This is a genomic window from Pseudomonas sp. UV AK001 (assembly GCF_046097675.1).
Classification (GTDB): domain Bacteria; phylum Pseudomonadota; class Gammaproteobacteria; order Pseudomonadales; family Pseudomonadaceae; genus Aquipseudomonas; species Aquipseudomonas kribbensis.
The window spans coordinates 54,948-74,481 of sequence record NZ_JBJUVZ010000002.1 but is presented as its reverse complement, the minus strand read 5'-3'; the positions used below and the strand labels follow the sequence as shown (position 1 = coordinate 74,481).

Below are 19,534 nucleotides of genomic sequence, written 5' to 3'. Positions count from 1 at the left end.
TTAACCGAGCCAGACCCGGCGCAATCGGGTCAAGGCCGACTCGATTGCCGGCTCCGGTACTGCGGCAAATCCCAGCACCAGACCGGCGCGCTGATCGATCGGCACGGTCGAATCCGGCAGCCAGTATTCGCTCAGGCCCTGGACTTCCACTTCCACGCTGGCAGCCTGCTCGATCAGTTGCCGCTGTCGGGCCGCGCTGTCGACCGCGACCGTGAGGTGCAATCCGGCCGATACGGCCGGCAGCTCACCCACCCCCTCCAATCCCTGGGGCCAACCGTTGATAAGGGCATTACGCCGGCTCAAGGCTGCCCGACGCATCCGCCGGATGTGCCGCTGAAAGTGACCGGCCGCCATGAACTCGGCCATCACTGACTGGGTACTCACTTCGGAATGCCGGACATCCACCGCACGTCGCTGCGCAAAGACCTCCACCAACCCGGGTGGCAAGACCAGATAACCCAGGCGCAACGCCGGGAACGCGACTTTGCCGAAAGTACCGACATACAGCACACGACCCTGTCGATCGAGTGCAGCCAACGGGGCCAGCGGCGCACCGGTGTAGCGATACTCGCCATCGTAGTCATCCTCGACGATCCAGCCACCGGTGCGCTCGGCCCAGGCCAGCAGTTCCAGGCGTCGCGCCAGGCTCATCACGACCCCGGTCGGGTACTGATGAGACGGCGTGACATAAGCCACCCGGCAATCTTCGGCGGCCGCCAGTGCAGCGCAGTCGATACCCTCCTCGTCCACTGCTATGCCATGCAATCGACCACCGGCCAGCGCGAACGCATGACCTGCTGCGCGATAGCCGGGATTCTCGATGCCCACCCCGGCGCCAGGCTCCACCAGCAACTGTGCACAAAGGCTGATTCCCTGCTGTGCTCCACTGGTGATCACAATTTGCTCAGCCGAGCACTGCATGCCGCGCGAACTGCGCAAATACGCGGCGATCAAGCCGCGCAGGCGCGCATCGCCCGCCGGGTCGCCGTAACACAGTTGCTGCAAGTCGGGCTTGCGCCAGAACGCCGCATTCAGCTTGGCCCAGACGTCGAACGGAAACAGGTCGAACGCCGGAACCCCCACCCTGAAAGCCCGTAGCGGACCACTCGGCGGCGTCGGCAAATGGTTCTGTTCAAGCCGCTGCATTGCACCGCTGTGGATAACTTTGCTGGATAAATCAACAGTGGAATCGGCGGATTTTGTGGATAAATCTGTGGGTAAGCCTGTTGAAAAGCCTGTGGATACTTTTGTGGATAGTTTTTTCGTCGATCTCGTCGATTGTGGCAACTGCGCCACATAAGTGCCGTCCCCGACCCGCCCTTCGATGAAGCCTTCGGCATACAGCTGATCGTAGGCACGCACTACGCTGTTGCGGGAAATCGCCAGCGCTGCCGCCAGATCACGACTGGCCGGCAGCCGCGTGCCGCTGGCCAGGCGCCCGTCGAGCACTCGCAGGCGCAAAGCCTGATAGAGCTGGCGGCTCAGGCCTTTGCGGCGATCGAGTTCGATACCGGCAGGGTTGAACGGCAACGACAGCGTGGTCGGATCGGGCATGGCAATGGACCTATGAAATTGGTCATCAATGGCTCTTACAACAGACCAATAGCCTGCCTAGGATGCAGGCATTCGCCAAGGAAAATCTCTCCATGTACACGCCCCGCGCCTTTGCCATCGACGACTTGTCCCAACTGCACGAACTGATCCTTGCCACCCGCCTCGCCATTCTGGTGACCCACGGCGAGCAAGGCTTGCAGGCCAGTCATGTGCCGGTGCTGCTGCATCGCGAACAGGGTCCGAACGGCACGCTGTACGGGCATCTGGCCAAAGCCAATCCGCAGTGGAAAGACCTGCGCGACGGTGCCGAGGCCATGCTGATTTTCCCGGGGCCCGACGCCTACGTCAGCCCGGGCTTTTACCCGAGCAAGGCCGAGCACGGCAAAGTCGTGCCGACCTGGAACTACGTCGCCGTGCACGCCTACGGTCACGCCGAAACCTTCAGCGATGGCGGTCGGCTGCTGGACATCGTCAGCACCCTCACCGATCGCCATGAAGCGGGCCGCGCCCAGCCCTGGTCCGTCGACGATGCCCCGGCCGATTACATCGACGGCATGCTCAAGGCCATCGTCGGGTTCGCCATTCCGATCGACCGCCTCGAAGGCAAGCGCAAGCTCAGCCAGAACCGCAGCCCCGAAGATATCGCCGGCGTACGCGAAGGGCTGGCCGCCAGCCCCGACATCAACGATCAAACCCTCGCTCACTTGATGCGTTAAGGAAATCACCATGAGTCAGATCGACATCCGCCCGGTCAGCGCCGCCGATCACGCGGCCTGGCTGCCGCTGTGGCAGGCCTACCTGCGCTTCTACAACACTGAATTGCCGGACGCCGTCAGCCAGAGCACCTGGCAGCGTTTTCTCGACCCGAACGAACCGACCCACGCCGCCCTCGCCTGGGCCGACGGCAAAGCGGTGGGCATGGTGCATTTCATCTACCATCGTTCGAACTGGAGCATCGAAAACTCCTGCTACCTGCAAGACCTGCTGGTGGAGCCGCAAACCCGTGGCACCGGCGTCGGCCGCCTGCTGATCGAACACGTTTACGCCACGGCCAAGGCCGACGGTTGCTGCAAGGTGCACTGGCTGACCCACGAAACCAACGCCACGGCGATCCAGCTCTACGAGCGCATCGCCGAACGCCCGGGTTTCATCCAGTTTCGCAAAGCCATTTAAGGAGCCAAGCGCATGACGATTTCTCTCGCCGACTGGAAAGGCGTGCCGCCACCCTCCACCACGCTGATCGAAGGCCGCTTCATCCGCCTTGAAAAACTCGACCCGTCGCGCCATGGCGACGACCTGTTCAACGCCCTGCAGGGCCCCGGCGCCGATCCGAAACTCTGGGATTACTTGCCCTACGGCCCGTTTCCGGAGCGCAGCGCCTTCAATGACTGGCTGAACAATTACGCCGCCCACAGCGATCCATATTTCTTCAGCGTCATCGACCGCGCCAGCGGCCAGGTGCAAGGCATCCTCAGCCTGATGTCGATCGTCCCGGCCCAGGGCCGCATCGAAATCGGCCACGTCACCTTCGGCGCGCCGATGCAGCGCTCGCCGAAAAGCACCGAAGCGGTCTACCTGCTGGCCAGGGAATCCTTCGCCCTCGGCTACCGTCGCCTCGAATGGAAATGCAACAACGGCAACGCCCGCTCCAAATACGCGGCCGAACGCTTGGGCTTCAGCTTCGAAGGCGTGTTCCGCCAGCACATGGTTGTAAAAGGCCAGAACCGCGATACCGCGTGGTACTCGATTCTGGACTCGGAATGGCCGGCGATTGCGGCGGGGTTCGAGCGCTGGTTGAGCGATGAGAATCAGACGGCTGAGGGGCAGGTGAAGGGATTGGTTGAGTGCCGCACCTGAAACTTGCTCGACACTAAGCGGGTTGCGGGTTCAGCTGTTGTTTCGCCGAACCCGTACCACGCCCATTTTCAGCCCGAACGGGCGGAACACGGCATTCAGCGATTTCAGTGTCTGATTACCCTCGCCGTGTTCGATGTGCACCAGCGTGCGTACCGAAATCTTGCACATCTTCGCGAACTGGGTCTGATGCAGCCCGGTCACCTCCACGCGTAAACGGCGAACGGCTTCACCGATTTCTACGGCTCCTTCAGCCAGCGCTTCTTGAATACTTTCGATGAGCACGGTGCGCTCGGCGACGGTCATGCTCATTTCAGATCCCACTCTTTCAATCGTTGCTCCAGGTTTTTCAGGTGAACGCCTGGATGATTCATTGTGCGGTCAGGCAAACCGCTGGCGCTCAAAATGTCCGGCAACTCGGCCAGGCACTGCGCATCCTCACGCAATCGCTCGAAAGACTCCGGCGCGTCGGACAACCCTGCCAATGGGTCATCCGGATCGGAAATGTCCGCCAAAGCGCGGCAAACACCCCGCCAATCGACATCACCCGCCCTCTCCAGTTCTTTTGGCCATTTGGTCGTGCGAGTTACACCTTCGTCATCCATGACCATGGGGGCCAGGTCATAAATCGGCGCCAGACGATACGAATCCACATCGCGAATGATTGCAGTGTTGCGACCGTGGTTATCCGAGTTGCCAAGAATTTTGTTGATCAGGTCACGGCGTAAATAGTCCGCCACCAGCGCCGGAATCTCATCCGCTTGCCCCGCTTCGCGCCAGAGATTGGCAAGCATGCGAATGACATCCATATGGTTCATCGCGCTTCCCGGTGTCGTCACTTCGGCCAGCGAGTAAATCGACTCCACGGCAAAACGCTCTACCCCACGGCTCGTCACCTGACGATCAAAACGCTGCATCCACAAACTGGGTTTGTTCGCTTCCTCTAACGCCAGACCTTCTGCCGCGACGGTTTCGATACCCAGTGCCTGAAGCGCCTGGTAGTAGTGGAATTCGCTGCGCAAGATGTCTTGATCGGTTTGACCTCCCTTATTCCGGGCGAACTTCACAAACCAGTGCTGATGGACGTTTTCATCATCCAGCACAGCATCGGGGTACAGAAGACCGGCACGATCCTCCGCCAGGAGGATCTTGGGAGCCTCACCTCCGGCCCCGGTCGCACCGCCGATCGCAGCCCCCATTTCATAGGCGTATTCAAGAAACCGGTGGTCACGGCTGACGACATCCTGGCGTTGAAACCCAATGGGTTTGCGCTCGTCGACAGCCTCGGCTGATTCTTTTATCCGCATGTTGCCGATCGGAGCCGGAGTGCAGCGTCCGAGCAGATAAAGATCGGCACTGATGTCTGCAGGTTTCTCCTGCCCCAGACGTGCGAGAAGAAACCTTTTAGCGGCGCCTGCCGGCGCAATGTCATGCACGAATGCGGGCGTGATGGATCGCCGGCCTTCCCAATCCAGGGGATACAGGGCACTCACGGCCTTGGAAAAAGGAGAGCCGATGGCCTCAATGTTCTCGACCAGATAGGCCGACTCGTAGCCAAAACTGCAGCGGCTTTCGAAGCCTTTTTCGGGCGAGTCGAAACTCAACACCATCGCGTCGTGCCATTTGCCGTCGTTGAATATCTGCAATGTCAGGTTGTGCATGCGGCTCTCACCTGCAATTAAATGCATCTCTGCGATCATCTAGTGGACCATATGTGCAATATAGTGCATTTCAGAAGATCAAGATGATCCTTTATCTGCAATAAAGTGCAGATATGGCAACAAAACTTCGAGATAGATGCAAAATAATGCAGATGCAGCCGAGTTCGTCCCAGACATCATTCTGTAAAAACCCTCCGCTATACAGAACGCCCTCGCTAATAACTAAAAGGACGTTCCCCCCATGCCGCTCCCGCCTCAGCGCCTGTCGCTTGCCACCGCCCTGTTGATCGCCACGGGCGCCGCCCACGGCAAGACCGTGCAGATCGACACCGCCACCACCGCGTCGCAGACATTGGGCGGCAACGACACCCTGACGATTTCGGCGCCGGGCAGCATCACCAACAGCGGCAAGGCTGTGAGCCTGAAGGACAAGACCAGCGGGATCGGCGTGATCATCGACAACGCCGGCAAGATCATTTCTACCGGTGGCCGGGCCATCGACAGCAGCGGCGACCTGACCCAGGCACGCAACTACGCCATCTATAACCGCAGCGGCGGGCAGATTCTCGGCTCCAACGACGCGATTCGCATCGACAGCAACTTCGTCAGCGGCAGCCTGTTGATCGACAACAGCGGCACCATTCGCTCGACCACCGGCCAAGGCCTGGATCTGGATGCGCAGCGCAGCGACGGGGTGAAAACCACCATCATCAACCGTGCGGGCGGGCTGATTCGTGGCGACGCCAGCGACGGCATGAAAACCGGCGCCAATGCGACCATCAGCAACTACGGCGAGATTTCCACTGGCGACTCGCACAACGCCGACCAGAAGTTCGACGGCATCGATATCGACACCGCGACCGGCGTCAGCGTGACCAACTACGGCGTGATTTCCGGTGGCCGTCATGGCATCACCACCGACCTGGGGGCGACGCTGGTCAACTACGGGCAAATCACCGGGCGCAACGGCTCCGGTTTCGGTTCCGATGGCGACGGCACGGTGATCAACCACGGCACCATCACTGGTGCGTATTCCGGGTTGCAACCTAATGGCGACGGTGACGGCGTGGACATCGACAAGATCGCTCACATCGAAAACTACGGCACCATTCAGGGTGTCGGCGCGGGCGGCGTGGACAAGGGCGGTTTTGCCAACGGCAGTGAAGGCATCGCCCTGGGTGGCGGTTACATCCTCAACGCCAAAGGCGCGCTGATCAGCGGCGCCAACAGCGCGATTCTGGTGGACGACGGTAGCGGCGGTTCGGGACTGGCAGCCACCACGCTGGAGAACTACGGCACCATTCAAGGGCTCGACGGTTTTGCCGTGAAGTTCGTCGGTGAATTCGCCGACAACGTGATCAACGGCGGCACCATCAGCGGCAGCAACGGCCTGGCGCTGGATCTGGGCGGCGGCAACGACAGCCTGACCCTGCGCAGCGGCAGCCGGTTTATCGGCATGGTCGATGGCGGCACCGGTTATGACCACGTGGTGATGGACGACGCGGCGGGCGGCAGCTTCGGTAACAGCCGCAATTTCGAATGGCTGGAGGTCAAGCAAGGCGCCTGGACGCTCACCGGCAGCGGCGATTTCAGCGACGGCGGTGCGGTACGCAATGGCGCGACCCTGATCAACCAGGGCGGTATCGCCGGCAACCTGACCGTGGACGCCGGTGGTGTGTATGCCGGCGGTGGTTCGGTGGGCAACCTCAACGTGAATGGTACGTTGCGCACCGACACTCGACTCGGCACGGCTACCATCGTGCACGACTTGAACATGGGCAGCGCATCCACCCTCGCCTACGGCGTCAACGCCGATGGCAGCAGCGCACCGGTCCAGGTCGGTGGCACGGCCAACCTCAACGGCGCAACGCTGGCGGTCAATCCCGGTAGCGGCACGTATCCGTGGCAGAGCCAATACACGGTGTTGCAGGCTGCGCGGGTCAACGGCACGTTCGGCGCGGTCACCAGTGACTACGCGTTCCTCACCCCGACCCTCGCCTACACGCCGACTCAGGTCGATCTGACCTACACCCGCAATGACGTGGCGTTCAATGAATTCGCCGTCACCGGCAACGGCAGCAACGCCGCCAACAGCCTGGCCTCGATGGGCAAGAACAACGCGCTGTACAACGCCCTGCTCAACACGACTCAAAGCAGCGCAGGCGCGGCCATCGAACAACTGGCCGGCGCCAGCAACGCCAACCTGACCAGCGCCACCCTCGGTGCCAGCAGCCAGGTCGGCAGCAGCATGCTATCGGCGATGCAGCAGATGGGCGGCAGCCCGGGATTGATGGTCGGCCTCGATCAGCGCGACACACCGGTCCTCGCCGCCAACGGCGTACCCTCCGAAGCGCGAAACCTGAATGACCCGAATGCTCGCGGACGACTCTGGCTGCAAGCCATCGGCGGCTACGGCAAGCTCGATGGCGAACACGGCAACAGCAGTCTGGAACAGCGCACCAAGGGCAGCGTGCTCGGTGCCGATTGGGCACTGAATCCACAATGGCGTCTGGGCGTACTTGGCGGTTATTCCAAGACCGATCTGGACGCCACCGGCGTCGATGGCAATGTCGAGAGCTGGCATGCCGGAGTCTACGCCCAGCATCAAAACGGCCCGATCGCCCTGCGCCTGGGCGCGGCTTACAGCGGTCATCAAGGCGAGAGCAAACGCACGGTCGCGTTCAACGGTTTCAGTGACCGTCCCAAAGGCGATTACGACGCCAACAGCCAGCAAGCCTTCGCCGAACTCGGCTACGCCATGGGCAGCGGCCGTTTAAGCGCCGAACCTTACGCCAGCCTCGGCTACCAGCGTTATCACCGCGACCGCTACCAGGAAAAGGGCGGCGCGGCGGCGTTGCAGGTCGATAGCCAGACCCAGGACAACTTCAGCAGCACCGTCGGCCTGCGCCTGGCACACCTGAACTCGCTGGAAAACGGCATGAGCCTGACCCCGCGCATGGCGGCAGGCTGGAAACACACATACGGCGATGTCAGCAGCTCGACCCGTCAGGCATTCGTCGTCGGCGGTACAGCGTTCAGTGTCGATGGCAGCTCGCTGGATCGTGACAGCCTGGTGCTGGAAGCGGGGCTGGATCTGGGCGTTTCGGCTCGGCACACCCTGGGACTTGGTTACAGTGGCGAGATTGGCAGCAACAGTCGAAATCATGGGTTGATCGGGCAGTGGCAGATGAGCTTTTGATCGTTGAACAGCCAGCAAGATCCTGATTGGTTGTAGGAAAAGGAGCCGGTGCAGTCGAGTAAATACACCGGTTCGTCATCCCTTGGTGATTTTCAACAAAACGATCCGACACCCCCTGCATAGGTCCCGGAAGTAGCCGACATCCCTGTTGTCTGAGCGTCAATAAAGTTTGGTCTCCTGTCAAAAGAGGCCCGACTTGATGCCCGTTCAACATCGATATAAACCACAACACTTGGCGTTGGCCATTGCCATGGCGTTTGGTGGCGCAGCGCTTGCGAACGCTCAACAATCGCCTGAAGACCCTGTGTCTTCACCAGGCATGAACGTTCCCGAACTGTCCGAGGCCAGCCCCTATGAAGACGCTCTTGAAAGGCTTCAGGGCTTTTTCAACGATCCAGCTACTGTTCCCATCGCATTCAATTCACCGGAAAGTGCTTTCCTGGGAACAACCGTCAACGATCTGATCGTTCTCAAAGACGGAGCCAGCTTCACGGGTCGACTGGACGGCGGCGAAGGCGTGAACGTTCTGGTAGTGGACGCTTCTGCCGAAAACACGCTGAAAGACACCCGCAATTTCAACGGGCTGCATCTCCTCCGGGGCGACCTGACGCTGAACAGCAAGGGAGACTTCAAGGAAGGTGTGCTGATAGACCGTAACGGATCGCTGACCAACCTGGGCATCATCGACGGCAGCGCAGTAACCGTCGGCAAGCTTTTCAACAAGGGAAGCATCAAAGGCGATGTGCATGTCGAGAAGGGTGGTAGTTATGCGGGCAAGGGCACAACGGGAAATTTGCACGTTGACGGCCTGCTCACGGTCAATGCACTGCACGGCAGTCCACGAGTGAAGGGCAATTTGAATCTGTCCCCAAATGCCGAACTGGCTTATGAAGTCGCCCCGGGAACCGGTGGTCAAACCATCAAGGTCGACGGAATAGCCAATCTCGACGGCGCTACCCTGAAAATAGTAGCGGCGCCGGGAGAGTATCCGGAGACCAGTCAGTACAAAGTTATCGAAGCCAACAAGATTGAAGGAAAATTCGGGGCGATCCTGAATGATCTGGCCTTCATGACCGCCACGCCTCAATACAACAGGAAGTCCGTCAATCTGACTTACGCCCGCAATGAGACACCGCTGGCAAGCATGGCCACGACAGACAATGGTCGTTCGGTTGCCGACAGTATTGAGGAGCCCCCGCCTTCATCCCGCCTCCCATCCGCAACGCCAGCACCTTTGACGGCCTCGCCCCCGTCGCCGGCGTCCGATACCTCACCCGCCTCAGAAGAAACAGCAGTTGCGCGCGGCGCAGGTCCTGCGCCAGTCACTCAGCCTCAAACACCCGCAAACGCAGCTGTCGCTGCATTGCTGGCAAGCAATAAAACCATCGCGCCAGTCGCCATCGAACAACTCGCCGCCGGTAGTAACGCAAACCTCGCCAAAGCCACGTTGAGCAGTATTGCGCCCGTGAGCGCAAGTATGCTGTCGGCCATGAACCAACTGGACAACCGCACCGCTTCCGGTAAATCACCTCGTCAGACATCTGGCACTACGGATTCCGGTCGTGTCTGGGTCAAGGCCCTCGGTCACGGCGGCGAGGTCGATCGGGAGTACGACAGCGCGCTCAAGCACGCTACTCAAGGTTTGGTCATGGGTGCTGACTGGCGGCTGGATGATATGTGGCATATCGGCCTGCTGGGCGGCAAATCCCAGACGAAACTCGATGCCCGCCAGTACGACGGAGATCTCGACAGCTGGCATCTGGGCGTCTATGCGGTACGTCAGGACGGACCGTTGGCCCTGCGCCTCGGTGCTACCTATGCCAGCCATGACGGCAGCAGCAAACGACGAGTATCTTTCAATGGATACCGCGACCGTCTCCAAGGCAACTACAACGCCAATACTCAGCAGGCATTTGCCGAACTGGGCTTCAATTTCGGCCGATACAATGTGACGTTCGAACCGTTTGCCAGCCTCGGCTATCAGCGGTATCAACGTGACAGCTATGCCGAAAAAGGTGGGGACGCGGCGCTGAAAATCTTCGGGCAAACCCGCGATAACCTGAGCAGCACCTTCGGTCTGCGCACGGCAAAAATCGCTCGGCTGGACAACGGCATGAGTTTGACGCCGCGATTCAGCGCCGGCTGGAAACACACCTTCGGCGAACTCGACAGCGACACGCACCAGCAACTGGTCAAGGGTGGCAAGCGTTTCGAAGTAATCGGTGCCACGCTGGATCGCAACAGCCTGGGCGTCGATGCCGGCCTCGACCTCGGACTGTCGACCAACCACACGTTGGGAGTGAACATCACGACAGAATTCGGCACTGAAAGCCGCAATCACGGTGTAACGGGCCAGTGGCGAATGGCGTTCTGATGTCCTGAACGCCGTTCCTGCGGGGCTGCGTTCATCTGAAACCTGCGAGCAAAAAAAGGGGAGCACATGCTCCCCCGAGGTTTAAAGCGTTGTATCGAGGCCGTTATCTCAGCCTTCGATTTCGATCAGGATTTCGCCCGGGTTCACCCGGTCGCCCTTGGCAACGTGGATGGCGGTGACCTTGCCGGCAACGGCAGCCTGGACTTCGGTTTCCATCTTCATCGCTTCGGTGATCAGCACAGCCTGGCCAGCCTTGACGGTGTCGCCCTCCTTGACCAGCACATCGACGATGTTGCCCGGCATGGTGGTGCTGACGTGGCCCGGAGCCGAAGCCTGCTTGCGCTTGCTGCTGCCTCCGCCGACGAATTCGTTGAGTGGCTCGAAGACCACTTCTTCCGGCATGCCGTCGATGGACAGGTAGAAGTGACGCTTGCCTTCGGCCTTGACGCCGACACCAGTGATGTCCACGCGGTAGGTTTCGCCGTGGACGTCGATGACGAACTCGGTCGGTACGCCTTCGCCGCCGGCCGAAGCCACCTTGCCTGCTTCCGGAATCGGCAGCAGCACTTCCGGGGTGAGGGTGCCGGCGGCACGCTCTTCGAGGAACTTGCGACCGATGTCCGGGAACATGGCGAAGGTCAGCACGTCTTCTTCGGACTTGGCCAAGGCGCCGATGTCGGCACGCAGCTTGGTCATTTCCGGCTTGAGCAGGTCTGCCGGGCGGACGTCGATGACTTCTTCGCTACCGATGGCCTGGCGACGCAGCTTCTCGTTCACGGTGCCCGGCGCCTTGCCGTAGCCGCCCTGCAGGTAGAGCTTCACCTCGTTGGTGATGGTCTTGTAACGCTCACCGGCCAGCACGTTGAAGAACGCCTGGGTGCCGACAATCTGCGAAGTCGGAGTCACCAGCGGCGGGAAGCCGAGGTCTTCACGTACGCGCGGGATCTCCGCCAGCACTTCGTTCATGCGGTTCAGAGCGCCCTGCTCTTTCAACTGGTTGGCCAGGTTGGAAATCATCCCGCCCGGTACCTGGTTGACTTGAACGCGGGTGTCGACAGCAGTGAATTCGCTTTCGAACTGGTGGTACTTCTTGCGTACGGCGTAGAAGTACAGACCGATTTCCTGCAGCAGCTCCAGGTTCAGACCGGTATCGAACTCGCTGCCCTTGAGGGCGGCGACCATCGACTCCGTGCCCGGATGGCTGGTGCCCCAGGCGAAGCTGGAGATGGCGGTGTCGATATGGTCGGCACCGTTTTCGATGGCCTTCAACTGGCACATCGCGGCCAGGCCGGCGGTGTCGTGGGAGTGGATGAACACTGGCAGCGATTGCTCGGCTTTCAATGCTTTGACCAGTTCGCCCGTCGCATACGGAGTCAACAGGCCGGCCATGTCCTTGATCGCCACCGAGTCGCAACCCATGGCTTCCATCTGCTTGGCCTGGGCCACGAACGCATCAATGGTATGCACCGGGCTGGTGGTGTAGGCGATGGTGCCCTGGGCGTGCTTGCCGGCAGCCTTCACCGCTTCGATGGCCACACGAAGGTTACGCACGTCGTTCATCGCGTCGAAGATGCGGAATACGTCGATGCCGTTGACCGCAGCCTTGGCGACGAACGCCTTGACCACGTCATCGCTGTAATGGCGGTAACCCAGCAGGTTCTGCCCGCGCAGGAGCATTTGCAGGCGGGTGTTGGGCAGCGCGGCGCGCAGTTGGCGCAGACGTTCCCACGGGTCTTCTTTCAGGAAGCGTACGCAGGCGTCGAACGTCGCGCCGCCCCAGACTTCCAGCGACCAGTAGCCGACCTTGTCCAGTTTGTCGCATATCGGCAGCATGTCTTCGGTGCGCATGCGGGTGGCGAGCAGCGATTGGTGGGCGTCGCGCAGGATGGTGTCGGTTACGAAAATCTTTTTAGTCATTGTTCTATTCCTCACAGGCCTGCGTGGGCGGCGATGGCGGCGGCGATGGCCAGGGCCAGCTCTTCGGGTTTGCGCTTGATCGAGTAGTTGGTCAGCTCAGGATGGCTTTCAACGAAGCTGGTGTTGAACTGACCGCTACGGAATTCCGGGTTGCGCAGGATTTCCTGGTAATACGCGGCGGTGGTCTTCACACCTTGCAGACGCATGTCGTCGAGGGCGCGCAGACCACGGTCCATCGCCTCTTCCCAGGTCAGTGCCCACACAACCAGTTTCAGGCACATCGAGTCGTAGAACGGCGGAATGGTGTAGCCGGTGTAGATCGCCGTGTCAGTGCGTACGCCCGGGCCGCCGGGGGCGTAGTAACGGGTGATCTTGCCGAAGCTCGGCAGGAAATTGTTTTTCGGATCTTCGGCGTTGATCCGGAATTGCAGGGCAAAACCGCGATGCTGGATGTCTTCCTGTTTCACCGACAGCGGCAGGCCGGAGGCGATGCGGATCTGTTCGCGGACGATGTCGATCCCGGTGATTTCTTCGGTGATGGTGTGTTCCACCTGCACCCGGGTGTTCATCTCCATGAAGTACACCTCGCCCTCGGCGAGCAGGAACTCCACGGTGCCGGCGTTCTCGTAGCCCACAGCCTTGGCCGCGCGCACCGACAGGTCGCCGATGTAGGCACGCTGTTCCGGGGTCAGTTGCGGACTCGGGGCGATTTCGATCAGCTTCTGGTTGCGGCGCTGGATCGAGCAGTCACGCTCGAACAGGTGCACCACATTGCCGAAGCTGTCGCCGAGGATCTGCGCTTCGATGTGCTTCGGATTGACGATGCATTTTTCCAGGAACACTTCCGCCGAACCGAAGGCCTTGGTGGCTTCGGAAATGACCCGGGGGAAATTCTGTTCGAGTTCTTCGCGGCTGTTGCAGCGACGGATACCGCGACCGCCACCACCAGAGGTGGCCTTGAGCATCACCGGGTAACCGATGCGGTCGCCCTCGCTCAACGCTTCTTCAATACCCGAGACGTTGCCTTCGGTGCCCGGCGTGACCGGCACACCGGCCTTGATCATGCTGCGGCGCGCCTCGGTCTTGTCGCCCATGCGGCGGATGACTTCCGCCGACGGGCCGATGAATTTGATCCCGCGTTCGGCGCAGATCTCTGCCAGCTCGGCGTTTTCCGAAAGGAAACCGTAGCCGGGGTGTAGTGCATCGCAACCGGTTTCCACCGCCAGGTTCACCAGCTTGCGCGGGTTGAGGTAACCGGCCAGCGGCTCGGCACCAATGCTGTGGGCCTCGTCCGCACGCTTCACATGCAAGGCATGGCGGTCGGCGTCGGAAAAAATCGCAACCGAGCGAATGCCCATCTCGGCGCAGGCACGCACGATTCGTACGGCAATCTCACCACGGTTGGCGATCAGGATCTTTGTTATCACTTGGAGGTTCCCTTGAGCCGGTGGTACCCACGACCTGCTAGACCCAGGTCGACGCGTGACCAAATGTTTCAATCTGGTCGCGGCTTCACACTAGCGCTCACAAGGGATTAACAAAAATGAATAAAAATTGGGTCAGGCATAAGTAAAGACTTATAGTCATTGCACCAGCCAGCGCCCAGAGTCGTTAGAAAATGCGTAAGTCCTTGATGCGTATGACATTGCGTCAATTGCAGATCTTCAACGAAGTGTGTGATTTACGTTCCTACAGCCGCGCAGCCGAGGAAATGTCTCTCACACAACCGGCCGTCAGCCTACAGATTCGTCAGCTTGAAGAGCTGATCGGGCAGCCGTTGTTCGATTACGTCGGCAAAAAACTCTACATGACCGAGGCCGCCGAAGCACTCCAGCGCGCCAGTCGGGACATCTTCGGCCGGCTGGAAAACCTCGACATGCAGCTGTCGGACATGCAGGGCTCGCTACAGGGCCAGTTGAAACTGGCAGTGGAGTCCAGCGCCAAATACTTCGTGCCGCACTTGTTTGCAGCGTTCAAGCGCCAGCATCCGGAGGTGAACCTGCAATTGACGGTGGTCAACCGCGGCCAGGTGATTCGCCGGCTCTCGGACAACCGCGACGACCTGGTGATCATGTCGATGGTCCCGCAGGACATGGGCCTGGAGTTCCTCCCCTTCCTCAACAACCCGATCGTGGCAACCGCTCGACCGGACCATCCGCTGGCACACATGGGACCGCTGCGCCTGCAGGATCTTGAGCCCTACACCCTGCTGATTCGCGAACCCGGTTCGGGAACGCGGCTGGCCTGCGAGGAATATTTCAAGGAGAAACGCGTGCACTTCACTCAGACTCAAGAAGTGGCGTCGGCTGAAGCTCAGCGCGAGTGCGTTCTGGCGGGTCTGGGCGTGGCACTGTTGACGCGCCACGCCCTGAACCTGGAGCTGGCGACCGGCGGACTGGTGGAGCTGCCGGTCGAAGAATTGCCGCTGTTTCGCAGCTGGTGCCTGGTGCAGGCCAAGGCCAAACGCCTGTCACCGGTGGCGCACGCCTTCCTGGCGTTTATCCGCAGCGAACGGGTGCAGATCAGCGCGCTGGTTGAGCGCTTCGACGGGAAGCTGCGGGAGCTGCCTGCCAGTAGTTGAGTTCGATGTCCTCGGGAAAATCGCTGATTTCGGTCTGAAGCTGACGAAGTTCGAAGCGATCTTCGATGGCGCGGCGGAATTCCATGCGGCGCTGGTCTTCCTGCTGACGACGGGTTTTCGCGGCGCTGTTGCGTTCTTCGTAAGGCTGAGCCATTTCGAGTCTCCCAAGGCGAGTACGGGAGTTTCACGATAGGCGCGAGGGATGACGGTTTGGCTTCGCCGGGGTTACAGGCAGATGAAGATTGCCTTCACCCCATGACTTTCAGTCATCCAGCGCTTTCACCGATTTTGGCGACAGCCGCAAGCTGCGCAGACTGCGCTTGACGCTCTTGAGGTGGTTGACCAGGCTCGGCCCGCGCGCCATGGCCACGCCCATGGCCAGCACGTCGATCACCACCAGGTGGGCAATGCGCGAGGTCAGCGGCGTGTAGATTTCGGTGTCTTCGTGCACGTCGATCGCCAGGTTGACGGTCGACAGCTCGGCCAAAGGCGTCTGGCTCGGGCACAAGGTGATCAGCGACGCACCGCTCTCGCGCACCAGGTTGGCGGTGATCAGCAGGTCCTTGGAGCGACCGGACTGGGAAATGCAGATCGCCACGTCGGTCGGCTTCAGGGTCACCGCCGACATCGCCTGCATGTGCGGGTCGGAATAGGCCGCCGCCGTCAGCAGCAAGCGGAAGAACTTGTGCTGTGCATCCGCCGCCACCGCGCCCGACGCGCCAAAACCGTAGAATTCGACGCGTTGGGCCTGGGACATCAACGTCACCGCACGCTGCAACTCCAATGGATCGAGCTTCTCGCGAACCTCCATCAGGGTGTGCAGGGTGGTGTCAAAAATCTTCAGGCTGTAGTCAGCGACGGAATCGTCTTCATGGATCGCGAACTGACCGAAACTGGCGCCGGCCGCGAGGCTTTGTGCGAGCTTGAGTTTCAGATCCTGAAAACCGGAACAGCCGATGGCCCGGCAGAAGCGCACGATGGTCGGCTCGCTGATGCCGACGCTGTGGGCCAGGTCAGCCATGGAACTGTGCATCACTGCCGCAGGGTCAAGCAGCACGTGGTCGGCGACCTTGAGCTCCGACTTGCGTAACAGGTGACGTGACTGGGCGATGTGTTGCAGCAGATTCAAGGGGCTGGACTCTTGTTATGGAAAGATGTGCTTTGGCCAGATGCCGGGGATGTAGCAAGCTTGTAGTTATACTACATGAATCGGCTTTTTGCCTGCTCAATGCGTAACTGGATCGCCCCGAATCAGGCGACATGCACTGCATGTAGCCCTTTACCGGGGATTTTCCTGCTGACGCAGCAACCCGGCCAGACCGGCAGCCTCCACCGGACGGCTGATCAGATACCCCTGCACCTCGTCGCAACCCTCGGCCTTCAGGAACTCGAGCTGCTCCGGCCGTTCGACGCCCTCGGCCACTACTTTCAGCGACAACCCATGAGCCATCGCAATGATCGCCCGGGTGATCGCCGCGTCCTCACTGCCCTCGCCCAACCCGCGAATAAACGCCTGATCGATCTTCACGTAATCCACCGGAATCCGTTTCAGATAACTCAGCGACGAATACCCGGTGCCGAAATCGTCGATCGCCAGTTTCACCCCCAAGTCCCGCAGTTGCTGGAAGGTGGCGATGATGTGTTCGACGCTGTCGAGCAACTGGCTTTCGGTCAGTTCCAGTTCGAGGTAGTGCGGCGCCAGCCCGGTTTCCTCCAGCACCTGGCGCACCAGGCTGACCAGCTTGCCCTGACGCAATTGATGCACCGACAGGTTTACCGAAACCCGGATCGGCGCCAGCCCCTGCCGCTGCCATTCGCAGGCCTGCCAACAGGCCTGACGCAGGACGAATTCGCCGATCGGCCCGATCAGTCCCGTCTCCTCTGCCAGACCGATGAAGTCCCCCGGCGGCACCCGGCCCATGGTCGGGTGATCCCAGCGCACCAGCGCTTCGGCGGCATTGAGACGACCGGTCGCCAGGCACAGTTTCGGTTGATAGAAGACGTTGAGCTGCCTGTCCTCGATGGCTTTGCGCAGCTGGTTTTCCAGTTGCAGGCGTTCCAGCGTGCTGGCTTGCAGGCTGTCGGTGTAAAACTGGAAGTTGTTGCCGCCCAGGTGTTTGGCATGTTGCATCGCCATGTTCGACTGGCTGACCAGCGCGGAAATCTCCCGGGCGTTGTCCGGCAACATGCTGATGCCCATCGAGGCGCTGACCACCAGCTCATGCCCTTCCACCGTCAGCGGCAGGCGCAGTTTGGCCGACAGCCGCGTGGCAACCCGCGCCAGACTCGACAGGTTGCCGTAGGCATCGAACAGCACCGCGAATTCGTCGCCGGACAACCGGGCGATGGTGTCGGCTTCCGGCAAGGCACTCACCAGACGCCGCGACATTTTCTGCAGCAACTGGTCGGCTATCTCATGACCCAGACTGTCGTTGAGCAACTTGAAGCGATCCAGATTGATGTGCAGCAGCGCCAGACTCCGCCGCCCGCCCTGCCGTACACGCTGATGGGCTTCGTGCAGGCGTTCGCGGAACAGCGAACGGTTGGCCAGACCGGTAAGTTCGTCGTAGTGCGTCAAATAACGCATGCGCTCTTCGGATTCGCGCCTTGCCGACAGATCGGCGAAGAAGCCGACGATATGACTTACATTTCCCCGACTGTCGCGTACCGCATTCAATTGCAGCCACTGTGGATAGAGCTCGCCGTTCTTGCGGGTCTCCACCAGTTCGCCCTGCCAACTGCCGTGCTGCTCCAGCGCGTGGCGGATGGCGACGTAATGCCGCCGGGCGTCACGACTGCACGGCAATTCGACGACATTGCGCCCGAGCATGTCATCGATGTCATACCCGGTAACCCGGCTGAAGGCCTGATTGATGGCGATCAACGAATAGTTCGGGTCGAGAATCACGATGCCTTCGCTGGCGGCTTCGAATACCGTGGCCGCCAATTGCTGCTGGGCCTCCAGGCTTTTGCTGACACTGATGTCACGCCGGGTGCCGACCATGCGGATGACCCGCCCACTGTCGTCGCGCTCCACCGCACGGCCCCGATCCTCGATCCAGACCCAGTGGCCGTCGCCATGGCGCACGCGGTACTCGATCTGATAATCCTCGGTGCGCCCCTTCAGATGCTCGATCAACGCCCGTTTAAGCGGTGGGACATCTTCCGGGTGCAGCCGGGGCCGCAGATGCCTGAGCAACCCGGTGACGTATTCCGGGTCAAGGCCGAACAGTTCCTGAATCTGCGTGTGGTGAACTTCGTCGGTCTGCAGGTTCCAGTCCCACAGCCCCAGCTCACTGGCCTTCAACGCCAGGGCCAGACGCGCTTCGCTTTTGCTCAGTGCCTGGTTGGCGGCGTCCAGTTCGCGGCTGCGCTGGGCCACCCGGTCCTCCAGTTCGACCTGGGCTTCGCGTAACTTCGCTTCGGCACAGCGGCGCTGTTCGATTTCCTTCGCCAGCGCCTGGTTGAGCAGTTCGCTGCGAGATTGGGCTTGTTGCAAGTGTTCGATCAGGTGCTGGTTCTGGAAGCGCCGCAGCAAACCACGGTCGATCAGCCGGTTGACCTGCCACGCCACCACGCTCAGGGAACCGAGCAGGATCAGTCCGAGCCAGCCCCAGCCCCGCGCCAGTTCGTCACCACCCCAGAACAAATAGCCGATGGCCGGCAGCAGGCACGGCAAGGTAAAGGAAAGAAACGCCGGAATGCTCACGGCGTAGGCCACGCTGGCCGACAGGGTTGCGGCGCCGATCAGACCGAACACCCAGGCTTGTTGCATGAAATTGTCGGCCGGGACCAGGGCGATGCCGGCGCCGGCCAGGGTCAGGCCGGTCATGGTCGAACCGAGCAGGAACATCCGGCCCCAGATCGGCTGGGCCTGGCGGTCGGGGATCGCCGAATCGAACGCAGCGACCTGAATCACCCGCAGTGCCACCAGCGACAGCAGCCACACCAGCCAGACGCTGACCACGAAGTAACGCTGCGGACTCCAGAGCAGACCGGCGCAGACCAGACCATTGATCAACATGAACAGGGTGGGTAACAGCGAACCCTGATAAAGAAGGCGCGTGCGCTCGACCGCCATCTGGGTGGCGTAATGCTTGCGGATCACCCGGGGTTCCACAGAGGGGCCCGACAGGTCGAAGCTGAGGGTCATAGGCAACGTTCTTGTTCTTATAAGTGTGAGCATGCGCCCGGAAACGTGGACGGAGCATACACAAGCCCAACCACTTGCCAAACTGCTCCAGATCATAATTTCGCCGAAACTTTTCCACCTCCCGTCACCCGCAAAAGCCCCGACGCCAGGCGGGCCAACGCCTGTAGCCGGTGACCGACCGGTCGTCATCGGCAGCACTTTCATCGGCTAATGCAAAGCTCGGTTTGCCCGGGCCTGCGGC

General features: G+C 60.8%; 14 protein-coding genes. 6 read left to right on the top strand and 8 right to left on the bottom strand.

Annotated elements, in window-relative coordinates; all coding sequences use genetic code 11:
- Positions 1-1,554, bottom strand: a complete 1,554-nt coding sequence (locus ACKLNA_RS08315) for a PLP-dependent aminotransferase family protein (protein ID WP_408985603.1) — start codon at positions 1,552-1,554, stop codon at positions 1-3.
- Between the two features lie 92 nt (positions 1,555-1,646).
- On the opposite strand from ACKLNA_RS08315, the gene ACKLNA_RS08310 reads away from it, so the two are divergent.
- The 3 genes from ACKLNA_RS08310 to ACKLNA_RS08300 are packed head-to-tail and all read left to right on the top strand — an operon-like array spanning position 1,647 to position 3,411.
- Positions 1,647-2,270 (top strand): FMN-binding negative transcriptional regulator, encoded by a 624-nt coding sequence (locus tag ACKLNA_RS08310; RefSeq protein ID WP_408985602.1) that lies wholly within the window; start codon positions 1,647-1,649, stop codon positions 2,268-2,270.
- A 10-nt stretch (positions 2,271-2,280) separates the two neighbouring features.
- Complete coding sequence (locus ACKLNA_RS08305) at positions 2,281-2,727, top strand: GNAT family N-acetyltransferase (protein WP_011336633.1); 447 nt, start codon at positions 2,281-2,283, stop codon at positions 2,725-2,727.
- Positions 2,728-2,739: 12 nt separating this feature from the next.
- Entirely contained in the window at positions 2,740-3,411 is a 672-nt protein-coding gene (locus ACKLNA_RS08300; protein ID WP_408985601.1) for a GNAT family N-acetyltransferase, read from the top strand.
- Positions 3,412-3,441: 30 nt separating this feature from the next.
- Here ACKLNA_RS08300 and ACKLNA_RS08295 read toward each other — a convergent pair whose 3' ends face one another.
- Together ACKLNA_RS08295 and ACKLNA_RS08290 are read right to left on the bottom strand one after the other, a co-directional pair.
- Positions 3,442-3,720 carry a helix-turn-helix domain-containing protein gene (locus ACKLNA_RS08295; protein ID WP_408985600.1) on the bottom strand — a complete coding sequence of 93 codons (279 nt, stop codon included), beginning with the start codon at positions 3,718-3,720 and terminating at the stop codon, positions 3,442-3,444.
- Positions 3,717-5,069, bottom strand: a complete 1,353-nt coding sequence (locus ACKLNA_RS08290; protein ID WP_408985599.1) for a HipA domain-containing protein — start codon at positions 5,067-5,069, stop codon at positions 3,717-3,719. Before ACKLNA_RS08290 ends, ACKLNA_RS08295 begins: the two co-directional genes overlap by 4 nt.
- A gap of 241 nt (positions 5,070-5,310) precedes the next feature.
- On the opposite strand from ACKLNA_RS08290, the gene ACKLNA_RS08285 reads away from it, so the two are divergent.
- Together ACKLNA_RS08285 and ACKLNA_RS08280 are read left to right on the top strand one after the other, a co-directional pair.
- Complete coding sequence (locus ACKLNA_RS08285) at positions 5,311-8,268, top strand: autotransporter domain-containing protein (protein ID WP_408985598.1); 2,958 nt, start codon at positions 5,311-5,313, stop codon at positions 8,266-8,268.
- 199 nt (positions 8,269-8,467) lie between these two features.
- Positions 8,468-10,642: an autotransporter domain-containing protein gene (locus tag ACKLNA_RS08280; RefSeq protein ID WP_408985597.1), complete on the top strand. Its 2,175-nt coding sequence runs from the start codon at positions 8,468-8,470 to the stop codon at positions 10,640-10,642.
- Between the two features lie 108 nt (positions 10,643-10,750).
- Here the strand turns inward: ACKLNA_RS08280 and oadA are convergent, their stop codons facing one another.
- Together oadA and ACKLNA_RS08270 are read right to left on the bottom strand one after the other, a co-directional pair.
- Positions 10,751-12,559: a sodium-extruding oxaloacetate decarboxylase subunit alpha gene (oadA, locus tag ACKLNA_RS08275; RefSeq protein ID WP_085708795.1), complete on the bottom strand. Its 1,809-nt coding sequence runs from the start codon at positions 12,557-12,559 to the stop codon at positions 10,751-10,753.
- Positions 12,560-12,570: 11 nt separating this feature from the next.
- Complete coding sequence (locus tag ACKLNA_RS08270; RefSeq protein WP_085708794.1) at positions 12,571-13,986, bottom strand: acetyl-CoA carboxylase biotin carboxylase subunit; 1,416 nt, start codon at positions 13,984-13,986, stop codon at positions 12,571-12,573.
- A 191-nt stretch (positions 13,987-14,177) separates the two neighbouring features.
- Here ACKLNA_RS08270 and ACKLNA_RS08265 point away from each other — a divergent pair, with 191 nt between their 5' ends.
- Positions 14,178-15,140 (top strand): LysR family transcriptional regulator, encoded by a 963-nt coding sequence (locus ACKLNA_RS08265; protein ID WP_085708793.1) that lies wholly within the window; start codon positions 14,178-14,180, stop codon positions 15,138-15,140.
- Here ACKLNA_RS08265 and ACKLNA_RS08260 read toward each other — a convergent pair.
- From ACKLNA_RS08260 to ACKLNA_RS08250, 3 genes are all read right to left on the bottom strand, one after another.
- Positions 15,082-15,294, bottom strand: a complete 213-nt coding sequence (locus ACKLNA_RS08260) for a PA3496 family putative envelope integrity protein (protein WP_085708792.1) — start codon at positions 15,292-15,294, stop codon at positions 15,082-15,084. The two genes, ACKLNA_RS08265 and ACKLNA_RS08260, sit on opposite strands and share 59 nt — an antisense overlap.
- 108 nt (positions 15,295-15,402) lie before the next feature.
- A complete protein-coding gene (hexR, locus tag ACKLNA_RS08255) occupies positions 15,403-16,269 on the bottom strand; it encodes a transcriptional regulator HexR (protein ID WP_007954250.1) in 867 nt (288 codons plus the stop codon).
- A 150-nt stretch (positions 16,270-16,419) separates the two neighbouring features.
- On the bottom strand, positions 16,420-19,293 hold the full coding sequence (locus tag ACKLNA_RS08250; RefSeq protein ID WP_408985596.1) for an EAL domain-containing protein: 2,874 nt from the start codon (positions 19,291-19,293) through the stop codon (positions 16,420-16,422).
- Positions 19,294-19,534 lie beyond the last annotated feature (241 nt).